Origin of the sequence: Kutzneria viridogrisea DSM 43870, from assembly GCF_000525635.1 — a bacterium.
In the GTDB taxonomy this organism is placed as follows: domain Bacteria; phylum Actinomycetota; class Actinomycetes; order Mycobacteriales; family Pseudonocardiaceae; genus Kutzneria; species Kutzneria viridogrisea.
This window is the reverse complement of the sequence record NZ_CP007155.1, coordinates 3651572-3678376: the sequence shown is the minus strand read 5'-3', so window position 1 is coordinate 3678376 and position 26805 is coordinate 3651572. Positions and strand designations below refer to the sequence as shown.

The window sequence follows — 26805 nt, the reverse complement described above, 5'->3', positions numbered from 1 at the left end:
GAAGGAGAGCTGATGGCGCTTACCCGGCGAGCAGGTCCTGCAACTGCTTGACGGCACGGGTGAGTTCGTCGGCGAAGCGGTGCATCTCCTCGGCGACGTGTCGCGGCGTGCTCAGGTAGAGGTTCCAGCGGTCGGGCAGCAGCACGTAGGCGACCCCGATGCACTGCGGGCTGGTCGAACCGAACCCGAAGTACTGGATGTTGTTGGACGGCGCGGAACTGGTGCTCAGGTAGTCGTCGCGCATGACCAGCCAGCCCGGCGAGCTGTACAGGGCCGGTGCCTGCTGCACGCCACGGCGCTTCTGGATCAGTTGCAGTTCCCACAGGTGCTGCTCCGGCGCGTCGCCCGCCTGGCATTCCTTCGCCCGCGCCACGTGCTTGGCCGCCGCAGCCCGCAGCGCCTCCCGCCGCGCGTCGGCGGAGCGGTCCGGGTCGTCCATGGCCGCGACGAACGCCAGCACCTCGGGGGTGACCACACGCATCGCCTCGGTGCGGCCGTTGCGGTACTGTCGGGTCGCGATGGACTCGTAGGTCGCGCCGGTCAGTCCCTTGGCCCGCTTGTGCGCGAGCTGGTAGGCCATCTGCGCGAAGGCGTCCGGCGACATCCCGAGCTGCTTGGCGCGGTTGGCGCCGAAGTCGAACGACACGGTCTTCGTGGCCGTCGCGTCCGCGTACGCGGCGAAGGACTTGCCCGCCTCACGGGCGTCCTCGCGCAGCGCGTCGTCCACTGTGAACTCGACCGGCGCGAACGCCGGGACCCCGCTGGCCGCCTCGCGCGCGGACCGCTGCCCGCTCAGCAGCGCGTCGGTGAACGCGAGGATCGTGGTCCCGTCCAGCTCGCAGTGCTCGACGTTGATCCCCGCGTTGCCGTCCTGGAACACGACGAACGAGACGGCCTTGTCGAACCACCGGTTCCCGCTGTCGCCGTGCAGCAGTTCGTCGCACGCCTGCTGGGTGTCCGCGGGCGCGAAGTCCTCAAGGCACAGGCAGAACAACGCCGTCTCGATGGTGTCGAGCGCATCGGCGTTGCCCGCGGCCAGCAAGGCCGCCCTGCTCGAGGCCCAGTCCGCGCGCGCCTTGGTCGTGAAGTGCCCGACCGCTGCCGCACGGTCCTCGACGACCTGGCCCGACTCCTGGATCGCGCGCAGCCCGGCCGCGATCTGCTCCGGGGTGTGCGGGCGTCCCACCGGGTCCAGCACCTCCATCCGGAACGGCGTGTCCCGGAAGAACACCACGATGTGCCGCGCGCCCGAGGGACCCGGCCAGTCCTCGCGGTACGGGGTGCGCGCGGTGTCCAGCACCTGGCCCGGGATCCGCGTCGCGGAGAACAGGAACTTGTGCTGCACCATCGATTGCGGCTGTCCGCGCAGGACCACCGGGGCGAGCAGTTCCTCGTCCAGCTTGAGCTTGTGGTCGACAGCGGAGGCGACCAGCTCGGCCGCGCGCTCGACCTGTCCGAGCGGGGACTGCTTGAACAGGAAGAAGAAGTTGGCGTTGAGCGCGATCCGGTCCCTGCGGCCGAGGTAGCGGTACGGCCAGAACGTGTCCAGCCAGCTGTGCACACCCGCGGACCGGTCGTAGGCCTCCAGCGCGGACTGGAGTTCATGGGCTGGGCTGTCCGGCGCCAGGAAGTCCGCGACGGCCGCTTCGGTCTCCGCCAGCTGCTCAGGGGTCAGCAGCGGGGCGCACCACTCCAGGAAGCGGCGGCAGGTGTCCTCGAGCGTGGGCAACGGGACCCGGGGCAGTCCCTCCTCGTTGCCGAAGGTGCGGGTGGACCACTCCGGACTGCTCACGGTCATCCTCGTTCTCGAAGGGTGCTCAGGGCGGACTCCAGCCCGGTGGCGGCGCCGTGCGGCCAGGACAGGTGGAGCTGGGCGTACAGCCAGCCCTCCGTCTCCAGCCCCTGCGGATCCACCCCGGCTGTGGACAGCGTGTCCAGGATCTGCGCCTGTTCCTCCGCGGAGGCGAAGCGGCGCTGCTTGAACACGCCGTGGATGCTAGCGGTCTGGTATCCCAGTTCGGCCAGGCCCTCCGCCACCGGTTCGTAGGGGAACATCCGCAGCACGAAGTGCGCCATCCACGGCCGTGCGCCGCGTGCGATGCGGGTCAGCGTCTTCTCGGTGACGTACCCGACGCAGCCGGTGGACACGACGAGGTCGACCTCGTCCAGGAGGTCCTGCTGCTCGGGGTCCGGTTCGTTGGCTTCGAGGTCGGCTGGGATCGTCTCGTCGAGAAAACCCGCGGCGTGCGCGTACTCCAGCGCCGGTACCGAGGCGTCGAGGCCGACGAACCGCACGCCGGTGGCCCCGCCGTTGGACCGCACCAGCTGGCGGTCGCGCGCGAGCAGCTCCTCGTGGTCCAGCGAATCCGCTTCGCCGTAGTGCTCGAACAGTTCGTCCATCGTCGTGTCGCACCGGTTCAGCACCCCGTTGACCCCGTAGGAGCACCCGACGTCGAGCACGGTCGGTTCGGCGACCTGCCGGTCCTCGCGGTAGCTCTCGATCAGCGTGCTGAAGTACGGCTTGGCCAGTTGCGGGATCTGGTAGTCGAGCCCGCGCAGGGTGCCGAAGAACGCGCGGGGATCGGGTGCGGTGTAGATGTCGTCGAAGGAGATCTTGCCGGTCTGGTCCAAGGGCACGGGCTGGCTCCTGACTCAGTCGAGCAATGCGTCGCCACGGACGGATCCGGCCAGGTGTGCGGGCAGCACCCGGCCGAACAGCTGTCTCGTGCGCTCCGGGCTGCCCACCACGCCGGGGCGCTCGCTGTAGGCGAAGATCGCCGAATGGCGGGCGAGCGCACCGTGCACCGCCGTGACCCGGTGCAGCGAGTACCGGCCGAGGAACAGCTGGAGATCGCCGGGGCGCAGGTCGAGCTGGCGCACGAGGTCGCTCTTTCCGGCCAGCGCCGCCCGGACCGCGTCCAGGTTCTCGTCGGTGGCCGACCGGATGTTCGGGCAGTACTCGAACCGCCCGCCGCCCCCGGCCTCCTGGGTGAGCATGCTGACGGTGAACTCGTTGGTGTCGAAGTGCCACGGGTGCGCGCGGCCCGGCTCGATCACGTTGAGCGTGAGCCCGGACAGCGGGTCGGCGAGTTCGTGCAGCGCGGGCTGGCTGAAGCAGTCGGCGACGAACCGCTGGAACACCGGGCTGGTGTAGAGCTGCTGGATGATCGCGGTCGCCGGGATGTGGTCGCGCGCCACGAAGGCGTTGCCGCGCTCCATGATCGTGCGACCGGGGTGGTCCTCGGGCAGCGGGGTGTCCAGCGCGATGTTGTACGCGTTGACCCGTTCCACCTTGGCGTAGGCGTGCGGCGCGAAGGCCGCGCACTCGGTGCGCAGCAGGTCCTGGAACTGCGGGCGGATGAAGTCCTTCAGCACGCTGCACCCGAGCTCGCGCAGTTCGGCTCTGCTGCGGTCGACGATTTCCCGCCACGCCGCGCTGCCCACCTCGGTGAGCGGATATCTGTCGGTGTCGAGGAAATCGAGGGCGGTCACGGCGTCAGCAGTGCTCATCGACGTCCTCTCGCGAGGTGAAGCAGCAGCGCTTTCCCTGATCGTCAGAAAACGTTTAGCACATGATCATCCTGGCAGCCCTGGAGTTGTGATCGGTCGCACACGGCAACTGTTTTGGAAATCAGCGCGCGGGGAGCTCGCTGGCGGCGCTGTGTGGACGGTGCCCTCAGAATGGGCGATGAGGAACAGTGGACAGCCCGGTGTCGCGCAGCAGGAAAGGAGATCAGCTCCTGACCGCCCGCCGGGCTGTGCGCGTTGGCCGTGGCGAGCCCGCCGAAATCCAGAAGCAGCAAGGAATTGTCACCTTCGTACAAGGCGGACCCGTCCCCGCACTCCCCTGAGGCCGTCAAGTCATCGGCCACGCCCAGGTTCGAGCCGTCCGGCATCGAGGTGAGCGCGACTGGTGTGCCCGGGATCGGAAAGGAGGCTGCCCACTCCCCTCCATGTTCAACTTATAGCGCACCGGGGGGCTTGCGGCAAGGCCCCGGTGATGCCTCAGAATCCTCGGGCCAAGGCCACAACCTGCGGAAACTGGGGGTAGCGGAGTGCGGGTGCTGTTGTCGACGTACGGATCACGGGGGGACGTCGAGCCGCTGGTGGGTCTCGCGGTGCGCCTGATGGAACTCGGCGCGCAGGTGCGGGTGTGCGCGCCGCCGGACGAGGACTTCGCGCGGCGGCTGGCCGGTATCGGGGTGCCGCTGGTGCCGGTGGGCCCCTCGGCGCGCGAGCTGACCCTCGCGGCACCGCCACCATCCTCCCTGTCCCAGCGCGCGGCCAAGTTGATCGCCGACCAGTTCGAGGCGGTCACCGCGGCGGCCGAGGGCTGCGACCTGCTGGTGGCGACCGGCATGCTGCCGGCCGTGGCCGGTGCCCTGTCGGTGGCCGAGAAGCTGGACCTCCGGTCGGTGTTCGTGGCCTTCCAGAAGATCGTCCTGCCCTCGCCGCACCACCCGCCGCTGGCCTACCCCGGCCACCCGCTGCCGCCGGGGATCACCGACAACCGCGTGCTGTGGGATCTGGACGTCCAGGTCACGACCGCGCTGTTCGGCGAGGCGCTCAACACCAACCGGGTGTCCTTCGGCCTGCCCCCGGTGGCCGGGGTTCGCGACTACGTCCTCGGCGACCGGCCGTGGCTGGCGACGGATCCGGTCCTGGACCCGTGGCAGGAGACGGCGGAACTCGACGTGGTGCAGACCGGCGCGTGGCTGCTGCCCGACACCCGCCCGCTCCCGGAGGACCTGGTGGCCTTCCTGGACGCGGGCGCGCCACCGGTGTACGTGGGCTTCGGCAGCATGCCCATGCACGGCTCGACCGACCCGGCCCGGGTGGCCATCGAGGCGGTCCACGCGCAGGGCCGTCGCGTGCTCGTGTCCCGAGGCTGGGCCGAGCTGGCCCAGATCGACGGACAGGACGACTGCTTCGCCGTCGGCGAGATGAACCACCAGGCGCTGTTCCGCCGGGTGGCCGCCGTGGTGAACCACGGCGGCGCGGGCACCATGACCACGGCCGCCCAGGCAGGTGCCGCCCAGGTGGTGGTCCCCCAGGCGGGTGATCAGCCGTACTGGGCGGGTCGGGTGGCCGAGTTGGGCATCGGCGCGGCGCACGACGGGCCGATCCCGGGCTTCGAGTCCCTGTCGGCCGCGCTCCGGACGGCCCTGACCCCGCGGACCCGCGCGCGAGCGGCCGCCGTGGCCGGGATGATCCGTACCGACGGGGCCGTGGTCGCCGCGCAACTGCTGCTCGACATGCACAACCGAGAGAAGCCACCAGTGCCCGCGTGAACCGCGCGGGAAGGTCCAGACCTTGCCGATCAGCTAGCCGCCGTGAGGGGAATGTGTCAGCTCAGGGGTACGAAGAGGAATTGCGGTCCGAACGCGGTTACGTGGCCGGGCTCTACGCGCGGCTGGACGCCGAGCGCGCGCGGGTCAAGCGCGGGTACACCGCGGCGCTGGCGGGAAACGGCGGGACGCTGCTGGAACGCGACGACGAGGTGCGCACGCTGGCCCGGGAGGTGCGGCGGCTGGACGTGGCCGACGACGGGCTGTGCTTCGGCCGGTTGGACACCATCTCGGGCGAGCACTCCTACATCGGCCGGATCGGCCTGTTCGACGAGCAGAACGAGTACGAGCCGGTGCTGCTGGACTGGCGGGCACCGGCCTCGCGCGCGTTCTACGTCGCCACCGGCGCGAACCCGGAGAACATGCGTCGGCGCCGCCAGTTCCACACCCGCGGGCGCCAGGTGCTCGACTTCACCGACGAGGTGCTCGGCCGTCCCGGCGAGGGCGAGCGCGGGGACGCGGCCCTGCTCGCGGCGGTCAACGCACCGCGCGGGGACGGGATGCGCGACATCGTGGCGACGATCCAGGCCGAGCAGGACAGGATCATCCGACTGGACCACCCCGGGGTGCTGGTCATCGAGGGCGGACCGGGCACCGGCAAGACCGTGGTGGCCCTGCACCGGGTCGCGTACCTGCTCTACACCCAGCGGGAGCGGATGGAGCGGCACGGGGTGCTCGTGGTCGGGCCCAACCCCGCGTTCCTGAACCACATCAGCCGCGTCCTGCCCTCGCTGGGCGAGTCCAACGTGGTGTTCACGACCACCGGCGACCTCGTGCCCGGCCTGCACGTCACCGCCGAGGACACCCCGGAGGCCGCGCGGCTCAAGGGTTCGCTGAAGATCCTCGACGTGCTCGCGGCGGCGATCGCCGACCGGCAGCGGCTGCCGGAGGACCCGCTGCCGATCGAGTTGGCGGGCATCCCGCTGCGGATCGACGCCGCGACCGCGGAGTGGGCCAGGGACGAGGCACGGGCGAGCGGGCAGCCGCACAACGACGCGCGCTCGGTGTTCACGGAGATCATCACCTACGTGCTCACCGAACGGGCGATAGGCCGGATCGGCAAGGGCTGGCTGACCAGATCGGACCGCGACGCGTGGGAGAAGATGCGAGCGGACCTGCTCAAGGACCTCGCGGAGGACGAGAGGTTCACCGCGGCGCTCGACGAGCTCTGGCCGGTGCTGACGCCGCAATCCCTGTTGGCGCCGCTGTACACCTCTCGTGAACGGCTGCGCGCGGCAGGCGCCGACGAGGCGCTGTGGCGCGCCGAAGGCGAGGCCTGGACGGTGTCGGACGTGCCGCTGCTCGACGAACTGGTCGAACTGCTGGGCCGCGACAAGTCGGTCGACCAGGCTGCCGAGCAGGAGCGCAAGGCCGAGGCCGAGTACGCCGCCCGCGTGATGGACAGCCTCGTCAAGCGCGAGGACATGATGGACGACGAGGACCACCTGTTCGCCCACGACCTGATCCAGGCCGATGAACTGGCCGACCGCTTCCTGGAACGCGACACCAGGGAACTGGCCGAACGCGCCGCCGCGGACCGGGAGTGGACCTACCGGCACGTCGTGGTCGACGAGGCCCAGGAACTGTCCGAAATGGACTGGCGGGTGCTGATGCGGCGCTGCCCCGGCCGGTCCTTCACGGTGGTCGGCGACCTCGCCCAGCGCCGGTCGGCGGCCGGGGCGGCCTCCTGGGACAGCATGCTGGAGCCCTACGTGCCCGGCCGCTGGGCCTACCGGTCGCTGTCGGTGAACTACCGCACCCCTGCGGAGATCATGACCGTGGCCGCCGCGGTGCTCGCCGAGTTCGCGCCCGAGGTCCAGGCACCGGAGTCGGTCCGCGCCTGCGGGGTCCAGCCCTGGTCCAGGCGGGTCACCGAGGAGGAACTGCCCGCTGCCATCGAGGAGTTCGTCCGGGCCGAAGCCGGTCGCGAGGGCACCAGCATCGTGATCGGGCCAGCCGGTGTGCCGGGCACGGTGCCGGCCTCGGAGACCAAGGGCCTGGAGTTCGACGCCGTCCTGGTCGTGGACCCGGAACGGATCCTCGCCGAGGGTCCGCGCGGCGCGGCCGAACTCTACGTGGCGCTCACCCGCGCCACCCAGCGCCTGGGCGTCCTGCACCAGGGCCCGTTGCCGGAAGTCCTGACCGGACTCGCCGAGACCGCGTAGCGCTCTGGCGCACCGCCGAGCCGACCGCGCACTGGTCGGCCCGGCGGCACGGGCTAGTGCGGTGTCCGGCGCCCGTCGTCGGTGCTGCCGCGCCCAGGCGGCGCCTCGCCGCACCGCCCCCGCGCCCCCGTACACCCAGTACGAGGACACGGGGGCGGCACGCCGATCCATCCACCTGGATCACGACATCACCCGACGACGGTCTTGGACACCGCACTAGGGTCGAGGCACCCACACCTCGAACTCGGACAGGCCCCAGCCGGTGCCCCCGCCACGGTTGGGCGCCACCACGCGCAGCCCGGTGGTGCTGACCGGCGGGAAGCTGACCACCGTCATGGCGTTGCCCACCGGCGCGGACCGCGTTGTCAGGTCAGCCCAACCGCTGCCGGTCCGGTACTGCACGGTGAAGTTCGCCGGGACCCGCACCCCTCCCCCGTCGTCGTAGAACCAGAGCCGGAGTTCGTCGACGGTCACCGGGTTACGCAGGTCCACCGCGTAGCTGTCGGTGGGGTTGGGTGAGGCGTAGCTGGTCCAGCGGCTGTTCTCCGGGATGCCGTAGCGGAAGACGATGCCGTCAACGGCGTTCCACGGGTTGTCGTACGGCGAGGTGTAGCTCGCGCTGGGCTGCGAGCCGGTGGCCGACCGCTGGCTGTTGGTGGCCACGTTCACCAGGTTCGACCTGGGCTGCACGACGGTTGGTCCAACATGGACGGTCACCGGTTCAAGTCCACTCCGGACAGTGGCGAGCGTGCCGTCCACGTACACGTGCAGACCCGGTCCCTGGCCGTAGCGCGAACCGGTGCGGTCCCACAGGACCGTCACGTTGTGCCCGTGGTACGGCGTGTTCTCCAGCGCGAAGTAGTCCCAGCTGGCCGGGGCCAGCGGCCTGACCGTCAGCGTGTCACCGGCCTGGCCGCGCAGGCCGATCAGCCCGGAGATGACGTTGTCGTTGTACGTGGAGTGGTTGTAGTCCTCGCTGTGGTTGACCCCGTCGTAGATCCACCGCGCCTGGTCGGGGTCGTGCGCCTCGGCCACGTACGGCTTGCCGTCCTTGTACTGGGTGGCCGCGTAGGTGTGCAGCAACGACACGTAGTCGGCCGCGGTGATCACTCGCTGCGAGGGGTAGTCCTGCAACAGGTTGGCGAGCCCGGTCAGCGTCTGCGCCGTCTCGTACGGCCAGGACGGGCCGTCCCAGCGGCAGCAGTTGGCCGCCTCGTGCATGAACCACTTGCTGCGCCGCTCGGTCGTGGTGGGTCCGTAGGCGGCACGGAAACCGTTGGGGTCCAGCAACTGTGCGAAGGCCGTGGCGTCCGAGGGCTGCGGCATGTCGAACATCCACGGCACGAAGCCCATTTCCTCGCGGGTGCCCAGCAGCGCGTGCGAGGGGTTGTTGTCACGGGGCATGTCGTAGAAGAACTGCCTGGCCGGGTCCCACAGGTGTGCCTGCATGGCGGTGCGCAGGCGGTCCGCACGGCCGTCGAACTCGGCGGCCGTGGCGTGGTCGCCGGTCAGCTCGGAGATGCGGGCGATCGCCCGCGCGTCCCCGTACTGGTAGGCGTTGATCGTCGGCCGGAAGCCCGCGCCCCCGTGGTAGGGGTCGGCGGATTCGTAGGAGGAGGGTGAGAACTCGGTGGCGTCCCAGACCGGGACCTGCCAGTACAGGCCGAGCCCCTGGTCGAAGTGGTTGGCCCACCCGTCGTACTGGCTGATCAGCGCCTGGCGCTCGGTGGCGGTGAACGCGGCGTCGCCCGCGGCGAGGTACTGCTGCCACACGGCGTTGGCCGCCCAGAAGCTGTACTCGTGCGCCCAGTCCGCGGCGTCCTTGTTCAGCTCCTCGGTGCGCGGCTTGGCGAACTGGCCGGGGCCGTGCAGCCAGTAGTCGATGTCGTCGCGGACGTAGCTCTGGTCGCGCAGCCAGCGGCCCTCGGTGATCTGGTGACCGGCGGCGGCCACAACTCCCCCGTACGGCGCCCCGTAGCTGACCGGGTTCAGGAACTCGCTGGACAGCCAGCCGTACTGGGTCCCGGTGTAGACCAGGTGTTCCCGGTAGGTCTGCCACCGGTAGTAGTACACGTCCTGGACCTGTTTGTCCGGTACCTCCAGGAACGGGATGTTGCGCTGGTACCAGCCCGGGTCGTCCACCTTGCCGAGCAGGGCCGGGTGGTCGAGGAAGGCGGTGGCGCCCGCCTCAGCGGCCGTGGCGGGCGCCACCCCGACGGTGCCGAGCACCGCCGCCAGCAGAACGGTCAGGACAGCACGCGCCACAGGTGGTCCTCCGTCCCGTTGTCAGCGTACTGCGTGACCTGCGCGGAGTCGGCCATCGACTGGTCCTGCACCGCCAGCACCTTGCCGCTGCGCTGGTTGACGATCTTCGACCAGCCGCCGCCCGCGTCCACGATGCGCCACACGTGGTCCGGGGTCCCGTTGTCCACGTACTGCTGCACGTGCGCACCGTCCTCAGTGGACTGGTCGTGCACCGCGAGCACCTTGCCGCTGTGCCGGTTCACGATGCGCACCGTACCGTCCCCGTTGGGCGTGATCGCCCACAGGTGGTCGGTGGTGCCGTTGTCGGCGTACTGCGTCACCTCGGCGCTGTTGGCCAGCGACATGTTCAGCACCGACAGCACCTTGCCACTGTGCTTGTTCTGGATGCGCACCCACTTGGTGGGCCCGGATGCCTTGCTGGGCAACAGGGCGAGCATGCCGCCGACCACGGGGCGCGCGGCGAACCCGCGCTCGTTGCCGCTGGCCACCACGTACCAGTCCGACAGCGGGGAGTGCCCGCTCGTGCCGTTGGCGAAGTTGTAGACCCCGTTGATCAGCGTGTCACGCACCGGGTACGCGGCCAGCCAGGCGGCGGTCCAGACCTCCCAGTCACCCTTGGTGTAGTCGTTGCGCGGATCCAGGACCACCCCGTAGGCACCGGCGTTGCGCTGGTACCAGGCGGCCTCCTGGACCGCGACGCCCTCGGGCACCAGGTCCAGCCCCAGCAGGGCGTCGGGATAGCCGTTGTACTTCAGGCTCCACGTGTTGTCCTTGTCGTAGGCCAGCTTCAGGTGGTCGCCCGCGTTGTCCTGGGCCTTGTCGAACCACTGGCTGATGTAGGACCGCGCGGTGGACAGGTAGTGCTGGGCGTCGGCGGTGTTTCCGTTGGCCGTGGCCACGATGCTCATCGCGCCGATGCCCACGATGCCCTTGAGCGCGAGGTTCACACTGTGCGCGATGAACCCGGTGAAGTCGTCGGTCTGGTTCTGGTAACCGGGGTCCAGCGCGTTGCCGATCAGGTACTCCGCCCACTGGCGCAGGATCCGGTAGTGCGCGGCCACGAAGGACCGGGCCTGCTCGGCGGGCAGGTGCTGGACCAGGGCCGCCGCCATGATCAGCATGTTGGCCGACTCCTCGACCGGCATGTCCTCCTCGTTGCCGTCGTTGTGGCCGGTGGCGTTGGGGTAGCTGGAGCCCAGGTCGTGCACGGCGAAGGTCTTGGGCCAGCCGCCGCGCTCGCTGTAGTCCAGCACCGGCTCCAGCATCAGCCGCAGGTAGTCCGGGCTCAGGTAGAGCATCGCCGGGAAGGCCGGGTAGGTGACGTCCACAGTGGACACGTTGCCGTCGGAGGAGATTTCCTTGAGCATGGCCCACGGCGAGCCGTCGCGGTCCACCAGTTCGGTGCCCGCCAGCGCCTGCCGCACGGCCAGCGCGCAGACCGCCGCGTACTTGTCCCCCGCGGCGGCTCGGGCATCGGCGGCGACCCGGTCGTCCAGTGCGGTACCGCGCTGGCTGGCGGTGGCCTGGTCGGCGACGAACCAGTCCAGCATGGCGGTCCAGTCACCCCAGTAGTGCCGCCACCACGGGTTGAGCTGGGTGCCGAGGTAGCTGACCGCGGGCGTGCGCACGTGACCGAGCACAGCGGTGCGGCTGACCGGCGTGCCGCCGACCGTGCCCAGGTCGTAGTTCAGGCCCAGCACCGGCCAGCGGTCGGAGATCGCGCGCGGCTGGGCGGTGTCGCTGGTGCCGGGCAGCGCGCCGGAGTTGGCGGCGTTGCCGCGCACCACGGTGTCCTGGCCCGCCTGCCAGGTCAGGCCCGGCGCGCTCACCCCGGCCAGCACGACCGTGCCCCAGGAGGCCTGGTCCCCGTGCTCGGCCAGCACGGTGGGCGTGGCCGGGGTGAAGGTCAGCGCGGTGGTGGCACCGGTCTGCCGCTGCGACCAGGTGACCTGCTGGGCGTTGTCCCCGTGTGCCCACTCGGCGGAGATGTCCAGGTAGAGGCTGACCCTGTGCGAACGGCCGTCCGAACTGGCCGCGCTGAGCGTGACGTAGCTCAGCGGCGCCGACTGGCGTCTCAGGTCCACGGGGTCCACCGGGGAGAAGAACGTGACGGTCAGCGTGATGCCGCCGCCGGTCAGCGTGTAGATCGACCGGGTCGCGGTGACCTGTAAGGAGGTCTGCCGCATAGTGGCCAGCCCCATGCCCGGTGCGCCCGCGAAGACGTAGGGCGTGCCGTCCACGCGGGCGATCCCGCACAGCGCGGCGGTCCGGCCGTTCCAGAAGCTCGACCAGGTACCGGGCAGGGTGTCGGCGCGCTGCCAAGTGGACAGGTACATGGAGCGCACGGCCAACGGGGTGGCGGGTGGGCGGATCGGGGCGGGAGCCAGCGGTGCCGCTGCGGTCAGCGGGGCCCCGAAGGCGGGCACGCCGAGCGCCGTCCCGGCGGCCAGCAACCCGGCGAGGCGGAGCACGGTACGGCGGTCAACGGTGTCCATGCCCATATGGGAGCGCTCTCTTTACAACGTTGCAAGAGGCCTTTCGGAGCAAGCAGCAGGACAGAGCAGGACAACTACGCGCGGGCCTGGAACGCCTCGGCCACGGCGTCACGGACCGCCGCCTCGACGGGAGCGGTCACGCCGCGTTCGGCGGCCAGCTCGGCCAACGAGGTCATCGCGACCTCCGGCAGCCCGCAGGCCGTGAACGCCTCGAACGCGGCCAGGTCGGAGGTCACGTTCAACGCGAAGCCGTGACTGGTCACCCCGCCGCGGATGCGCATCCCGATCGAGACCAGCTTGCGGTGGTCCGGGGTCCACACCCCGACCAGGCTCTGCGCGCGCGGCGGGGTGTCCCGGCGGATCGCGGCGACCCCCAGTGCGTGCAGCGCCCGGATCAGGCCGTCCTCCACCCAGCGCACCACGTCGGCCGGTCCTCGTTCCCGCAGGTTCACCACGAGGTAGCCGATCAGCTGCCCCGGCCCGTGGTAGGTGGCCTGCCCACCGCGGTCCACCGGCACCAGCGGGATCGCGCCGGGCGCGGGTAGTTCCGCCGCCGGGGTGCGCGCGCCGTAGGTGATCACCGGCGGGTGGTTGAGCAGCACCAGCCGGTCGGCGATCAGCCCCTGCTGCCGCTGCCGCACCCACCCGGCCATCTCCGCGATCGCCTGCCCGTACTCGACTTGCCCGAGATCGACCCGCTGCACGGCACCAGCCTAGGGTCCGCCGGAGCGCACGGGTCTCAGGCCAGGTCGAGCAGCTCCTCGTGGAAGCCGCCGAACCCGCGCTCCCGGTCCACCAGGTGGACCTCCAGGATCCAGTGCGCGGTCTGCCCGTTGCGATCGGTGCGCCGCATCGGCTTGTCGCTGCCGGGGGCGATGTAGGACTCGATCTTGGCGCCGTCGATCTTCTCGTGCGGGAACTGGCCGACCAGGTGCCCGGCGATCTCCCCGCCGAACTCCCAGCCCGCCTGCTCGGCCAGCGTGCGGACCTGCGCGTACAACTGCTCGCCGGTCACCTCCGGGTGCTGCTCGAAGTAGGCCCGCCCCGCGTCGAAGACCACCGGCAGGGCCGCGCACAGCCGGTGCTTGGCCGGGTCCTCACCCAGCACGTAGGTGCGGCCGAAGTCCGCCTCCCACTGCTCGAAGATCGGCCCGAAGTCGCAGAACACGATCTCGTCCTCGGCCAGCACCCGGTCCGGCGGGTTCTCCCGGTAGGGCAGCAGGGTGTTCACCCCAGCCCGCACGATCCGCTTGTGCCAGTAGCGGTGCACCCCGAACATCTCCCCGGCCAGGTCGCAGATCGCCGCGCTGGCCTGGCTCTCGCGCACCCCCGGCGCCAGGATGCCGCGCGCCCGCACCTCGGCGAACAGCCGCGCGGCCTTGTCCTGGGCGTCAAGCAGCCGGGCGGCGCGCTCCGCCTCGTCCTCGATCAACTCGGTCATGGTGCCGACGGTAGCCGCGGCCTCAGATGTTGGTGCTGTTGGGGATCTGTGCGGGCCGCAGGTAGCGGTAGGGCCGACAGCGGCGCCGGTTGCGGGCCACGATCTCCTCCTCGATGCCGACCAGGGCGGTGCGGAAGCGCTGCTGCGCACCGGACACGTCGAACTCGCCATCTGCTGTGAGCTGGACCACCGGCACGGCGAGGCGTCCACACTGGACAACATCGGGATCACCCTGCTGGCACTGGGCCGTCCGGCCGAGGCGGTCACCGCGCACGAGCGGTCGATCGCGATCTACCGGGAGACCGGGGACCAGCACGGCGAGGCGCTCGCCCTGCACAACCTGGCCCGAGCCGCGTTGGCGGCGGCGGGCGGTCCGTAATACGTTGCCGAACATGGGTGATCGGCTGGACAAGAAGCTGTACGAGGCGGAGCTGTACCGGTTGCAGGCCGAGCTGGTGAAGATGCAGGAGTGGGTGCGCGGCTCCGGCTCGCGCCTGGTGGTGCTGTTCGAGGGCCGGGACGCCGCGGGCAAGGGCGGCACGATCAAGCGGGTCACCGAGTACCTCAACCCCCGCGTGGTGCGCATCGCGGCGCTGCCCGCGCCCACCGAGCGCCAGCGGACCCAGTGGTACTTCCAGCGCTACGTGGAGCACCTCCCCGCCGCGGGTGAGATCGTGCTGTTCGACCGCAGCTGGTACAACCGCGCCGGGGTCGAGAAGGTGATGGGCTTCTGCACCCCCGAGGAGCACCAGCGATTCCTCGACCAGTGCCCGGTGTTCGAGCGGCTGCTCATCGAGGACGGCATCCTGCTGCACAAGTACTGGTTCTCGGTCAGCAAGAAGGAGCAGCACCGGCGGTTCCAGGACCGGCTGGGCGACCCGATGCGGCGCTGGAAGCTGTCCCCGATGGACCTGGAGTCGATCAAGCACTGGCAGGACTACTCCAAGGCCAAGGACGAGATGTTCAGCCGCACCGACCTGCCGTACTCCCCGTGGATGGTGGTGGAGAGCGAGGACAAGCGGCGGGCCCGCATCAACATGATCGCGCACCTGCTGTCGGCCGTGCCCTACACCAAGGTGCGCGCGCCCGAGCTCAAGCTGCCCAGGCCCGGCAAGGACGGCGACTACCAACGCCCCGCCCCGGAGACCCAACACCACGTCCCCGACCACGCCGCCACCCTGAGCTGAGCTGGCCCCCACCCGCGCGAGTCCCGGCCAGGCGAGCGCGAGTCCCGCTCACCCGCGCGCGAGTCCCGGCCAGCGACGGGCCGCCGCCCCCCACACGCCGTGAAGGTGGCTTTCGCTGCGTTGAGCGCAGTGAAAGTCACCTTCCGGGCGGCCCGCGCCCCCGGCCCCGGGGTCAGCTCGGTTCGGGCTCGTCGAGGACGTCGCTGGTTCGGTCGCCGAGCAGGTGCTGGGCGCGCAGGGCGACCTCCATCTCGAACCGGTCGTGGCTGTTGCGCAGGCGGGCCCCGAACAACTCGTCCAGCTTGCGCAGGCGGTAGCGCACCGTCTGGGGGTGCACCTCCAGCCGTTCGGCGATCTTCGGGGCGCTGCCGCCGGTCTCCAGCCACACGGCCAGGGTCTCCACCATCCTGGCGCGCTGCTTGACGGTCAGCCCGCGCAGCGGGGCGAGGCTCTGCTTGGCCAGCTCGTTCATCAGCAGCTCGTCGGCGAGCAGCCAGAGCGTGGACAGGTGGTCCCGGCACCAGGTCAGCGGCACGTCGGGCAGCAGCCCGCGCTGGACCAGGCCGATCGCCCGCCCGGCCCAGTGCTGGGACGCGGCGGCCTCGGTCAGCCGCACGCGCGGTCCCACGGCGGCCCGCCAGCCGGGGAGGGCGCTCGCGAGGTCGACCAGGTCCCGCTCCGGGTCCGCGGTGAGCAGCACGGGGGTGGTCCGGTCCAGGTCGTGGATCACCTGGTCGGGCAAGGTCGGGGCGGCGATGCCGTGGTGGTCGGGCTTGGGTTCCACGACCACCACGCTCAGGTGCGTGGGCAGCGGCCAGCGTGCCTCCTCGGCCAGCTGCGCCACATCGCGGGGCAACGCGCCGGGGTCGCACAGGATGACCTCGATCAGCCGCCTGCGCATGCGCTCCTTGGCCCCGCTGGCCTGGGTCCGCGCCTCGGCGTAGCCCTCGGCCGACATCACCGAGATCTCCTCGCAGTAGGCGAAGATCGCCTCGGCGAGGCGGCACAGCGTGCCGGTGGCCAGGCCCTGCGCCTGGCCGATCTGCGAACAGCGCCGCCAGGCCACGCGGGTGCCGATGCGGTACGCGGTCTGCACGCATTCCAGCGGGCGGCCCTCGTGGAACTCGATCTTGCCGACGTGCTTGTAGAGGTTCGCCCAGTCTCCCTGAGGGACATTCGGATTGCCCACGCTGTCAATGCAGTGCAGGATCGACTGCCGCACGGCCTCGGTGAGAATGCGGCCGAACTTGCCCTCCACCGGCCGGTTGTACTCCGGCACACCGCGCTGGATTTCGCGCAGCACCTCGATGCTCAGCCTGGTCGCGTACGGCCGGAACAGCGAGGCGATGTGCAGCGGGAACGAGCCCAGGATCTTCGAGGTGGTCGGCGATCCCACGGGTGTGACCGGAACGTCCTCGGGTGCACTAGGAACGGCGAGAGTGCGACTGCCAAGATCTGTGACCATGGTTCAACCCCAATGCCCGGAAAACCTCCAGCCTCGGCAAGGCTATTTTCGCGCACTGACAAGTGTCAATACTCGCGTGAACGGGAATGTTTTTCCATTTCCCCCCGCAGTGTGACAGAAGTCGATTACTGTGCACTGAGCTGAGCAAGCGCTCACCGGTAGTTGTCACCCGAGTCGCAACCCGGCGGCGAGCATCGGCCAGGCCTTGTGCAGCTCGCGCTCCCAGTACGGCCAACTGTGCGTGCCCCCGCCGTAGAAGTCCGTGGTGACGGGCACACCGCCCAGGCGCAGCGCGGCCACGAACGCCTGCGAGGACACCTGGGCGACCGGCTCGATCAGATCGGCCCCGGTCGGCGGGTCCAGCGGACCGGGAAAACCGTTTCCACAGGACACGAAGAGCGCGGTGCCACGCAGCTTGTCCACGTGCGCGCTGGGGTTGTGCTCGGCCCAGGTCTGGTAGTTGAGGAACTCGTTGCCCCACAGGTCCCAGGGGCCGTAACCGACCCGCGCCAGCACGCTCTGGATGAATTCCGGCACGGCGGGCAGGGTCGTGTCCGGGATGCCGCTGAACGAGGCGGCCGCGGTGAACATGCCGGGATGCCGGAACGCGTAGGCCATGGCACCGTACCCGCCGATGGACAGCCCGGCCACGGCCATCGGGCCACCGGCCCGGTAGCCCTTGCGCAGGATCTGCAGCAGCTCGGTGAGGTGGAAGCTCTCCCAGTCCGGCACCGACTTGGCCCACTTCGAGTACATGCCCGCCTGCCCGTCGCTGGGCATGACCACCAGCACGTCCTTGTCCGCGGTGAACCGCTCCACGTCGGTGAACCTCGTCCAGGACTGGTAGTCGGCGACCTCGCAGCAGCCGTGCAACAGGTAGAGCACGGGCCAGGTGCGGTCGGGCTGGTCGTACCAGTGGGCGGGCAGCAGCAGGCGGACCGGGGCGCTGGTGCCCAGCGCGGGCGAGCTGATCGTCAGGTCGAGCGTGCGAGCGTCCACTTGGGACTGCACGACCACGCTGGCCCCGTCGTCAGCGGTAAGCGCTTGCTGCTGCGGCGCGACCGTGCCCACCCCGAGCAGCATCAGCGCTGCCAGCAGACGGTTCACAGCGGCATCCTGGATTCCGCGGCCAGCGCCCCGGCCAGTCTGGCCCCCAGCACGTCCACGTGCGGTGGGTCGATCATCGACACGTGGTCACCGGGCACCCGGACCACCGACAGGTCGGCGCACAGGGCGTCCCAGCCCAGCGCATCGTCGGTGCGCAGGTAGCGCGGGTCCAGTTCCACCGTCACCGGGTGCGGCTCCTCCGCGCGCAACAGCAGCACTCTGCCTCCGTAGGGTCGTGGCCGGAAGCGTTCGGCCAATCTGGCGTCCACATAGGACGTGTACTGGTGGCGCAGCACCGCGGGGCTCATGCCGGGCACCTCGCCGAGCCTGGCCATGACCAGGCTGATCTGCTCGTCCTCGGCCAGTTCGGCCAGCTCCGGCGGCAGCGAGAAGTCCACCCCGTAGGTGCGCCGCACGTGCTCGGCGAACCGGGCGTAGCGGCGCAACACCAGTTGGTGCGCGGGTTCCTCGGTGGGCAGCGGCAGGATGCTGTCGATCAGCGCGACCAGTTCGACCCGCTCCCCCGCGTCGGTGAGCTGGCAGGCCGTCTCGTAGGCCAGGCAGCCGCCGAAGGACCAGCCCGCCAGCCGGTACGGCCCGCTGGGCTGGATCTCCCGCAGCAGCCGCACGTACTGGGCCGCCCGCTCGGGCACGGTGTCGTGCTCGTCGAGCCGCTCGAAGCCGTAGCAGGGCTGCTGCTCGCCCAGCAGTGCCACCAGCGGCCGGTACACGCTGGTCGGCCCGCCCGCCGGGTGGAACAGGAACAGCGGGGGCCGTCCGCCGGTGGCCCGCAGCGTGGTCACCGGCCCGTTGGCGCCACTGTCCACGGTGTCCCGCAGGAAGTCGGCCATGCCCGCGATGGTCGGACGGGCCAGCAACCCCGCCGGGTCGGGGGCCTGCCCGGTCCGCTCGGCGATCAGTTCGCACAGCAGCCCGGGATCCCCGCCCGCGGCGAGAAAGTCCTCGTGCACGGTGAACTCCCGCTCGCCGAGCAACTGCCGCCACAGCTGGGCCACCCAGCGCTCGGCCGGGTCGCGCGGCCCGATCACCGTGGTCGGTGGCCTGCCGATCAGGTGATCGGTGATCTCATTGACACTTGCGCCGCGTAGCAACAAGGTGATCGGCAGGGCCTCGCCGAAATCCCGTTCCACCGCGGCGCGGGCGCGCATCGCCATGAGCGAGTCCATGCCCAGCCTGGTCAGCGGCGCCGACGGGTCGACCCGGTCCACGGACAACCCGGTCAGCGCGGCGATCTGGACGCACAGTCGGTCCAGCACGAGCGCGCGGGCGTTCGGCGCGTTGGGGCTGGGCGGGGACCACTCGGCGCTGCCCCGCCGCTCCCCCTTGGTCAGCGCGGCCAGGAAGGGCCGGTCGGCCAACTCGGGGAACAGCTCCAGCGTGCTGGTGACGTCCAGCCGGGTCACGGTGGTGGCATGGCGTCCACTGGACAGCACGACCCCCAGCGCTGCCAGGCCCTCGGCGTGCCCGAGCGGTTCGAGCACCGGGTTGTCCCTGTCCGCACCCCACGGCCCCCAGTTGACGGTGGTCGCGGGCAGGCCGCGGGCACGGCGCCAGTGGGTGAACGCGTCCAGCCACGCGTTCGCGGTGGCGTAGGCGGCCTGCCCCGGTGATCCGAACACGCCGGCGGCGGAGGAGAACACCAGCCACCAGTCCAGATCCAGGTGCTCGGTCGCCGCGTGCAGCCGCAGCCCGCCCGCGACCTTGGGCCGCCAGACCCGTTCCAGGTCGGCGGGCCCCATGGTGGTGACGGCGTGGTCGTCCAGGACCATCGCGCCGTGCACCACCCCACGCAGTGGCAGGCCACCCTCAGTCGCGGCAGCCACCGCACGCTCGGCGATCCCGGGCGCCGCCAGGTCGCCCAGCACCACCGTGACCTCGATGCCCTTGGTGCGCAACGAGTCCACGTCCCGATCGGTTCGTCCACAGAGGACAACACGCAGGGCGCCGCGCTCGGCGAGCCACCCGGCCACCCGCTGCCCCAGCCCGCCGAGCCCGCCGGTGATCAGGTAGGCGCCGGGCCGCACCACCGGGGCGGTGCCCGGGGTGACGGCCGTGCGCGCCAGCCTGGCCACGTAGCGGCGGCCCGCCCGCCAGGCCACCTCGTCCTCGTCCCGGTCGGCGTGCAGCTCCGCGTAGAGGTCGCCGGTGGCCGTCTCGGCGTCCAGGTCCACCACGGTGGCGCGGAGTTCGGGGTGCTCGAAGGCCAGCACCCTGATCATCGCCCGCAGGCAGGCGGTACCGGGCACGAGCAGCTCGTCCTCGGTCAGCGCCGCCCCGTGCCGGGTGATCAGCCACAGCCGCGGCGGGTGGCCGCTGACCGAGCACAGCGTGCGCACCAGCCCGGACAGGGTGAGCAGCAGCGCGCGGGCGCGGTCGGCGGCGAGCTCGTCCTCGGCGGGACCGACCACCACCAGCAGGTCGGCGCGCTCGTCCAGGTGTTCCAGCACCGCGCCGAGTTCGTGCTCCCCGTCGGCGCAGGCCCAGATCAGGCTGTCCCCGCGCTCGCCGAGCCGGGAGGTCAGCCAGGCCGCTTCCACCGCCTGTTCCAGCTCGCCCTCGCTGAACAGCAGCCAGGTGCGCGGGCGCGGATCGGGCTCCGGCAGGGGTTCGCTGGGCTGCCACCGGAGCTCGAAGCTCTTGTCGGTCAGCGGCACGGGCACCTCGGATCGGGGCAGCCGCCGCACGTACACCGCGGCGATGTCCACCAGCACCGTTCCGTCATCCGCAACGAGTTGCACATCGCCCAACAGGCCCTCGCCCGCACTGTCGGTGCGGGCCACGCGGGCGTTGCACCGCGCAACGCGTTGCGGATCGCCCAACACCCGGACCGCCCCGAGGGACATGGGCAGGTACGCGCGGACCTCGCCGGCCAGCTCACCCAGTGCCGCCGCCGCGAGGGCGTGCAGGCAGGCATCGGCCAGCGCCGGGTGCAGGCCGCAGCCCTGGTAGGCGGGAACCGCTTGCACCACAGCGGATGCGCGTCCGTCCTGGGCGCAGACCGCGGTCAGCCCGCGGAACACCGGGCCGTAGACCATGCCCACCGCGGACAGCGCCTCGTAGAGGTCGACCTCCAGCGGGGTGCTCACCGGTTCCAGCGCCACGACCGCGGAGTCCGCCAGCGGGGACACGGTGGCCGTGGCGTGGTGCACCCAGCGCCCGTCGTGCCGGGCCAGCACCGTGACCTCGCCGGTGGTCCGCACGGACACGGTGACCTCGGTACTGGGCGCGAGCACCAGCACCTGGTGCAGCTCCAGGTCGCTCACGACCACCGGCCCGCCCAAGACCGTGCGCCCGGCGCACAACGCCATCTCCAGGTAGGCGGTACCCGGCAGCACCGGCGTGCCGTGCACCTGGTGGTCGGCCAGCCAGGCGAGCGAGTCGGTGCCGATGTCGGCCTGCCACACGTGCCGGTCGCCCTCGGGCAACTCCACGTGCGCCCCCAGCAGCGGATGCTGGCCGGTGGGGGTGGTGCGGGCCGGTAGCCAGTGGCGCTCGTGCTGCCAGCGCGGGCCGGGCAGGTCGACCACGGGTGCGCTCGGGTACCGGCCGCGCAGCGCCTCGGGATGCCCCGACCTGTGTAGCGCCGCCAGGCTGGTGAGGAAGGTGGTCTGCTCGTCGGCGTCGCGGCGCAGGGTGGGCAGCGCGAGCACCGGCGCGGTCTGCTCCACGGCCAAGGTGGTCACCGGGTGTGGGGAGACCTCCACGAACCGGGTGTGGCCCTCGGCAAGCGCGGCGCGGACGGCCTGCACGAGTCGCACGGGACGGCGCAGGTTGTCCACCCAGTAGTCGGCGTCGAACCGCGGATCGTGCGACACCGTGGAGTGGAACGGGATGCGCGGGCTCGCGGTGCGCAGCCCGGTCAGCCGTTCGGACAGCTCGCCGAGGATGCCGTCCACGGCGGACGAGTGCCCGGCCACGGTGAAGTTCAGCTTGCGGGCCAGCCTGCCCTCGGCGGACAGCTCGGCCACGAGCGCGGTGATGCGGTCCACGTCCCCGGTGACGGTGCACTGCGTGGGCGAGGCGTAGACAGCCACCTCGATGTCGGGGTAACGCTCGGCGAGTTCCTGTTCGGACAGTTCCACCACGGCCATCGTGCCGCTGCCCGCACTTTCCACGCGGGACAACAACTCCGCGCGGGAGGTCATCACACGCAGGCCATCGACCAGGTCCAGTGCCCCGGCGACCACCGCGGCGGTGACCTCACCCATGGACTGCCCGATCACCGCCGAGGGCTCGACCCCGTGCGCGCGCCACAGCTGCGTGAGCGCGAGCTGCACGCCGAACAGGGCTGGCTGGCACTGCGCGATGTCCTGGGTCCGTACCTGTCCGCGCAACAGCTCGCGCAGGGAGAAACCGGCCTCCCAGGCGAAGACCGGGTCCAGGTCGTCCACCGCGTCGGCGAACGCGGGCTCGGTGGCCAGCAGCCCGCGCCCCATCTCGGCCCAGTGCGAGCCGTAGCCGGAGTACAGGAACACGACCCCTGCCGTCTCGCTGGCCGCAACGGGGTGCGCATCACGCAACTGGCGGGCCAGCTCGGCCCGGTCGTCGCCGACCACGGTCAGCCGGTGCTCGTGGTGGTCACGCCGACTGGCCAGCGCCGCGGCGACATGGCCCAGCGGAGCGCTGGACTCCGCCAGGAAATCGGCCAGGTCCACGGCGCGCTGACGTGCCGCGTCCTCGGTGTGCGCGCTCACGGCGAGCACCTCAGGGCAGTCCTGTGTGGACAGAACCGGACTGGCGGGCCGCTGCCACTCCGCGAGCACGACGTGCGCGTTGGTGCCGCCGAAACCGAAGGCGGAGACCCCGGCGCGCGCGAGCCCGCCGTAGCGCGGCCACTCGACGGGCTCGGTCACGACGCTCAGCGCGAGGCGGTCGAAGTCGATGTGCGGGTTGGGCGCGGTGTAGTTGCGCGTCGCCGGGATCAGCCCGTTGTGCAGGCCCAGCACCACCTTGATCAGGCCGAGCACCCCGGCCGCACCCTCCAGGTGGCCCAGGTTCGTCTTCACCGAACCGATCAGCAGTGGCCGGGAGCGGTCACGTCCCGGGCCGAGCACGGCACCGAGGGCACCGGCCTCCATCGGGTCGCCGAGCAGCGTGCCCGTGCCGTGCGCCTCGACGTAGTCCACAGTGGATGCTTCCACCGAGCACGAGTCGTACGCCTTGCGCAGCAGCGCTTCCTGGGCCGCCGGGTTGGGGGCCATCAGCCCGTTGGACCGGCCGTCGGAGTTCGTCGCGCTGCCCAGGACCACCGCCAGCACGCGGTCGCCGTCCCGCTGGGCGTCGGCCAACCTCTTGAGCAGCACCACCCCGCAGCCCTCGCCGCGCACGATGCCGTCGGCGGAGGCGTCGAACGCCTTGCACCGGCCGTCCGCGGCGAGCAGGCCCGCGCGGTCGAAGGTGGCCGTGACGCCGGGGGTCAGCATCAGGTTCACCCCGGCGGCGAAGGCCAGGTCCGACTCGCCGTGTTGCAGGCTGCGCACCGCCTGGTGCACCGCGACCAGTGAGGAGGAGCACGCCGTGTCCACCACCGAACTGGGGCCGCGCAGGTCCAGCACGTACGACAGCCGGTTGGCGATCACGCTGGGCGCCGCGCCGGTGGCCGACCAGGCATCCACAGTGGACGGATCGGCCATGCTCAGCGCGCCGTACTCGCTCGCGCTGGTGCCGACGAACACGCCGGTTCCGCTGCCGCGCAACGAACTGGGCCGGATACCGGCGTGCTCCAGCGCGGCGTGCGCCACCTCCAGCAGGATGCGCTGCTGGGGGTCCATCAGCGCGGCCTCGCGGGGTGTGATGCCGAAGAAGCCCGCGTCGAACCCGGCCACATCCGCCAGGAACCCGCCCCGCCGCGGGACTTCCGCGTCCGGCCAACGATCCGCGGGCACCTCGCCGATCGTCTCGCCGCCGTCCAGCAGCAGCTGCCACAGCGCCCACGGAGACTCGATTCCACCGGGCAGGCGGCAGCCCAGGCCGATCACCGCGACCGGCTCGCCCGCTGCACCGGCCGTGACCGGGACGGCCGTGGCGGGCTCGCCGAGCAGCTCGGCGGCCAGCGAGGCGATGGTCGGGTTCTGCCACACCAGGGTGGCGGGCAGGGTGCGGCCCAGCACGGCGCCGAGGTCACCGGCCAGGGCCACCGCGTCGCGGGAGGACACGCCGTAGTCCTGGATCGGGCGGTCCACCGAGAGCCGGTCGGCCGGGATGCCCGTGCTGGCGGCCAGGTAGTCCAGCAGCCAGCGGCGCAACTCCTGCTGGTTCACGCGAACTCACCGGCCAGGTAGCGGGCGCGGCAGGCCGAACGGGACACCTTGCCGCTGGAGGTGCGCGAGACCCCGCCCGGTTCGAGCAGGAACACCTCGCGCACGGAGAGCCCGTGCTCGGCCGAGAGCGCCGCGCGCACCGCCATACCCACCTCCACCGGGTCGATCTCGGTGACGTGCCGGGACTTCTCCGCGACCACGACCACCCGCTCCCCCTCCTCGCCAGGCACCGAGAAGGCGGCCACGTTGTGCGGGCGGATCGCCGGATGGGCCTGTTCCACGGTCAGTTCCAGGTCCTGCGGGTAGTGGTTGCGGCCGTCCACCACGACCAGGTCCTTGATCCGGCCGGTGATGTAGAGCTCGCCCTCGTGCAGCACGCCGAGGTCCCCGGTGCGCAGCCAGTGCCCTCGATGCTCGCCCGCCCTGGCGGCGGCGAAGGTGTCGTCGGAGGTCTCCGGGCGGCCCCAGTAGCCCACGCCCACGTTGTCCCCGCTGACCCACACCTCCCCGACGTGCCCGGTGGGCAGCTCGCGCAGGGTTCTGGGGTCCACCACGCACACCTGCTGGTCCGCGGGCCGCCCGCAGGAGACCAGCGGGGTGCCGCCGGGAACCGGGATCGCCACCCCGCCCGCGAGCCGCTCGCGGTCGAAGGCCGTCTGCCTGGGCGGGGTCCCGGCGGGTGTCACCGAGACCAGGACCGTCGCCTCGGCCAGGCCGTACGAGCAGCGCTGCGCCTCGGGACGGAACCCGCTCGCGGCGAAGGCTGTCCGGAAGCGGGCCAGCGCGGCGGGCTGCACCGGCTCACTGCCGTTGATCAGCGCGTGCACGGTGCCCAGCCGCAGCCGGGCCTTGGTGTGCTCGTCCACGCGGCTCGCGCAGTAGGAGTAGGCGAAGTTGGGCGCGGCGCTGATCGCGCCGGGGTTGGCCGACAGCGCCCGCAGCCAGCGCTCGGGGCGCTCGATGAAGGCCACCGGGTCCATGAACACCGAGCGCAGCCCGCCGACCACCGGGGCCGCGATGGACAGCACCAGGCCCATGTCGTGGAACAGCGGCAGCCAGCTGACCGTGCAGTTGCGGCCGGTGGTCAGCCCGTAGCCGGTGACGCCCTGCCGCGCGTTGGCAACCACGTTGGCGTGCGTGATCATGACCCCGGCCGGGGTGCGCGTGGAGCCGGAGGTGTACTGGAGGTAGGCCAGGTCGTCCGGGTCCACGTGGAAGTGCTCGTGCTCCACGGCTGGCGGGATGGCGTCGATCGCGAGCACCGGGGTCGCCGAACCGAGGAAGCGGGTGACCGCGGGCAGCTCCGCGCGGGTGGTCAGCGCCAGGGAGGGGCGGCAGTCGGCCAGCACGGCGGTCAGCCGCCCGGTGTGGCCGGGCAGGTCGGGGCCGAACAGCGGCACCGCGATGGCGCCCGCGCGCAGCACGCCGAGGAACCCGGCCACGTACTCCAGGCCCTGCCTGGCCAGGATCGCGACCCGCTCGTCGCGGCCGACCCGGCTGGCCACCCAGGCCGCCACGGCGCTGACCCGCTGGTCCAGCTCCTGCCAGCTCCAGGACACCGGCACGCCCTCGTGCCCCGCGGCGTGGTCCAGGTAGGTCACGGCCCGTTGGTCGCCCAGTATCGCCGCCCATTCCGCCAACAGCGCGGGCAGGCTCGTCCGCGCCCGAATGGCCGAGGACTCGTGCACGCTTTCATCGACCGTTGTCACTGTGCCCCCAATACCTCGTGGCGGACAAAATCCTCGTGCAGAATTCGAGCGGCCAAGGCGGCTGCGGCCAGTTGGAGCACTGCGGCGGTAAGCAGTCCCGCGGTGTATCCGGCGGCCAATGCGGGGGGATCAGCGGAACCACCCATCATCCACAGGGATCTGATCGCGAGCAGTACTCCACCGATCAGCGCCACCCCGGCGGCACTGGACAGTTCACGGGAGGCCGTGAGCATTCCGGCGGCCGTTCCGGCGTGCCGGTCGGCGAGCAGTCCCAGTGACCAGGAGGTCAGCGGCACGGTGAAGGCCGAGCCGAATCCGGTGAGCAGCAGGCCGGGCACGCGGGGGCCGATCTCGGGCAGGTGGTTGACCGCCGCGATGGCCAGCAGCCCCGTGGCGACCAGCAGCAACCCGCCGACCACGGTGCTGCGGGTGCCGAGCCGGTCCACGGCGCCGGGCACCAGCGGGGCGCCCAGCACCAGGGCCACGGCGACCAGGGCCAGCGGCAGGCCGGAACCGGTCGGGTCCAGGCCCACCCAGTCCTGGTGCACCAGCGGGGTGAAGAACACGACCCCACTGACGCCCAGCCCCCACAGCACCTGCACGAGCAGTGCGCCCTGGAACCGCCGCTGCCCGCGCAGCACCCGCACCGAGCTGCCGGAACCGCCCGCCGGGGTGCACCTCAGCAGGGGCAGCAGCGCCAGCGCGGCGAGCGCGAACGGCAGGTTGCCGTAGAAGATCCAGCTCCAGTGCAGGTACTGGCTGAACAGCCCGCCCGCGGCGGGACCGGCGGCCAGCGCGACCGCCAGCGCGGCGGTCCACACCGCGGTGCCGGTCGTGCGCCGCCGCTGCGAGCCCACACCGCGCAGCAGGCTGAGCGTGCCGGGCACCAGGAAGGCCGCCGCGCAGCCCTGCACGACCCGGCCCGCCAGCAGCGGGGGCGCGGTGCGGGCCAGCGCGGACAGCAGCGCGCCCGCGCCGAAGGCGACCAGGCCCCAGCCCAGGGTGGCGCGCTGCCCCCAGCGGTCGATCAGCCCGCCGCTGACCAGCAGCGACAGCGCGAACGGAATCATGTAGGCCAGCGCGGTCCATTGCAGCTGACCGATACCCAGACCGAGTTCCCGGCCGATTGACGGTGCGGCGGCGGCGACAATCGTGTTGTCCAGGGCGGTAATGAATGCGACCAGCGCGGTAATGACCAGTACCGGCCACCAGCGAGGGGTATTCATCGGTGATGACTCCCCTTCGCCGACGCCGATGTCCGACCTGTGGCCGGACGGTATCGACGCATCAAGGCAGAGACAAGATTTGCCGGTTCACAGGATGCTTTTTTGTCACCTGCTCA

At 71.4% G+C, this 26805-nt stretch carries 16 protein-coding genes; 4 read left to right on the top strand and 12 right to left on the bottom strand.

Annotated elements, in window-relative coordinates:
• Positions 1–19: 19 nt before the first annotated feature.
• Genes KALB_RS16465 through KALB_RS16455 form a run of 3 tightly spaced genes read right to left on the bottom strand, consistent with a single transcriptional unit; the run spans position 20 to position 3510 of the window.
• Positions 20–1798: a choline/carnitine O-acyltransferase gene (locus tag KALB_RS16465; RefSeq protein ID WP_025356809.1), complete on the bottom strand. Its 1779-nt coding sequence runs from the start codon at positions 1796–1798 to the stop codon at positions 20–22.
• Positions 1795–2637: a class I SAM-dependent methyltransferase gene (locus KALB_RS16460; protein WP_025356808.1), complete on the bottom strand. Its 843-nt coding sequence runs from the start codon at positions 2635–2637 to the stop codon at positions 1795–1797. The genes KALB_RS16465 and KALB_RS16460 overlap by 4 nt, the downstream gene beginning before the upstream one ends.
• Positions 2638–2652: 15 nt before the next feature.
• On the bottom strand, positions 2653–3510 hold the full coding sequence (locus KALB_RS16455; RefSeq protein ID WP_025356807.1) for a HalD/BesD family halogenase: 858 nt from the start codon (positions 3508–3510) through the stop codon (positions 2653–2655).
• A gap of 545 nt (positions 3511–4055) precedes the next feature.
• Here KALB_RS16455 and KALB_RS16450 point away from each other — a divergent pair.
• Both KALB_RS16450 and helR read left to right on the top strand, forming a co-directional pair.
• Positions 4056–5291 (top strand): glycosyltransferase, encoded by a 1236-nt coding sequence (locus tag KALB_RS16450; RefSeq protein WP_025356806.1) that lies wholly within the window; start codon positions 4056–4058, stop codon positions 5289–5291.
• A gap of 53 nt (positions 5292–5344) precedes the next feature.
• Positions 5345–7513: an RNA polymerase recycling motor ATPase HelR gene (gene helR / locus KALB_RS16445; RefSeq protein ID WP_030108153.1), complete on the top strand. Its 2169-nt coding sequence runs from the start codon at positions 5345–5347 to the stop codon at positions 7511–7513.
• Positions 7514–7729: 216 nt separating this feature from the next.
• On the opposite strand, the gene KALB_RS16440 is transcribed toward helR, so the two are convergent.
• The 4 genes from KALB_RS16440 to KALB_RS16425 all read right to left on the bottom strand — a co-directional run bounded on the left by KALB_RS16440 (position 7730) and on the right by KALB_RS16425 (position 13714).
• Positions 7730–9778 carry an MGH1-like glycoside hydrolase domain-containing protein gene (locus tag KALB_RS16440; RefSeq protein WP_025356805.1) on the bottom strand — a complete coding sequence of 683 codons (2049 nt, stop codon included), beginning with the start codon at positions 9776–9778 and terminating at the stop codon, positions 7730–7732.
• On the bottom strand, positions 9760–12273 hold the full coding sequence (locus KALB_RS16435; RefSeq protein ID WP_236650271.1) for a glutaminase domain-containing protein: 2514 nt from the start codon (positions 12271–12273) through the stop codon (positions 9760–9762). Before KALB_RS16435 ends, KALB_RS16440 begins: the two co-directional genes overlap by 19 nt.
• A 74-nt stretch (positions 12274–12347) precedes the next feature.
• Positions 12348–12977 carry a lipoyl(octanoyl) transferase LipB gene (lipB, locus tag KALB_RS16430; RefSeq protein WP_025356803.1) on the bottom strand — a complete coding sequence of 210 codons (630 nt, stop codon included), beginning with the start codon at positions 12975–12977 and terminating at the stop codon, positions 12348–12350.
• A 35-nt stretch (positions 12978–13012) separates the two neighbouring features.
• Positions 13013–13714: a M24 family metallopeptidase gene (locus KALB_RS16425; RefSeq protein ID WP_030111778.1), complete on the bottom strand. Its 702-nt coding sequence runs from the start codon at positions 13712–13714 to the stop codon at positions 13013–13015.
• Between KALB_RS16425 and KALB_RS16420 the strand changes: the two genes are divergently transcribed.
• Both KALB_RS16420 and ppk2 read left to right on the top strand, forming a co-directional pair.
• The gene (locus KALB_RS16420; protein WP_025356801.1) at positions 13713–14093 is read left to right on the top strand and encodes a tetratricopeptide repeat protein; all 381 of its coding nucleotides are present in this window, start codon (positions 13713–13715) and stop codon (positions 14091–14093) included. The two genes, KALB_RS16425 and KALB_RS16420, sit on opposite strands and share 2 nt — an antisense overlap.
• Positions 14094–14106: 13 nt before the next feature.
• Complete coding sequence (gene ppk2, locus KALB_RS16415; protein ID WP_025356800.1) at positions 14107–14901, top strand: polyphosphate kinase 2; 795 nt, start codon at positions 14107–14109, stop codon at positions 14899–14901.
• Positions 14902–15073: 172 nt separating this feature from the next.
• Here the strand turns inward: ppk2 and KALB_RS16410 are convergent, their stop codons facing one another.
• From KALB_RS16410 to KALB_RS16390, 5 genes are all read right to left on the bottom strand, one after another.
• A complete protein-coding gene (locus tag KALB_RS16410) occupies positions 15074–16297 on the bottom strand; it encodes a PucR family transcriptional regulator (RefSeq protein WP_025356799.1) in 1224 nt (407 codons plus the stop codon).
• Positions 16298–16531: 234 nt separating this feature from the next.
• Positions 16532–17473, bottom strand: a complete 942-nt coding sequence (locus tag KALB_RS16405; RefSeq protein ID WP_025356798.1) for an alpha/beta hydrolase — start codon at positions 17471–17473, stop codon at positions 16532–16534.
• The gene (locus tag KALB_RS16400; RefSeq protein WP_148309489.1) at positions 17470–23754 is read right to left on the bottom strand and encodes a type I polyketide synthase; all 6285 of its coding nucleotides are present in this window, start codon (positions 23752–23754) and stop codon (positions 17470–17472) included. The genes KALB_RS16405 and KALB_RS16400 overlap by 4 nt, the downstream gene beginning before the upstream one ends.
• The gene (locus KALB_RS16395; protein ID WP_148309488.1) at positions 23751–25463 is read right to left on the bottom strand and encodes a fatty acyl-AMP ligase; all 1713 of its coding nucleotides are present in this window, start codon (positions 25461–25463) and stop codon (positions 23751–23753) included. The genes KALB_RS16400 and KALB_RS16395 overlap by 4 nt, the downstream gene beginning before the upstream one ends.
• Positions 25460–26689 (bottom strand): MFS transporter, encoded by a 1230-nt coding sequence (locus tag KALB_RS16390; protein WP_025356796.1) that lies wholly within the window; start codon positions 26687–26689, stop codon positions 25460–25462. The genes KALB_RS16395 and KALB_RS16390 overlap by 4 nt, the downstream gene beginning before the upstream one ends.
• Positions 26690–26805: the final 116 nt, after the last annotated feature.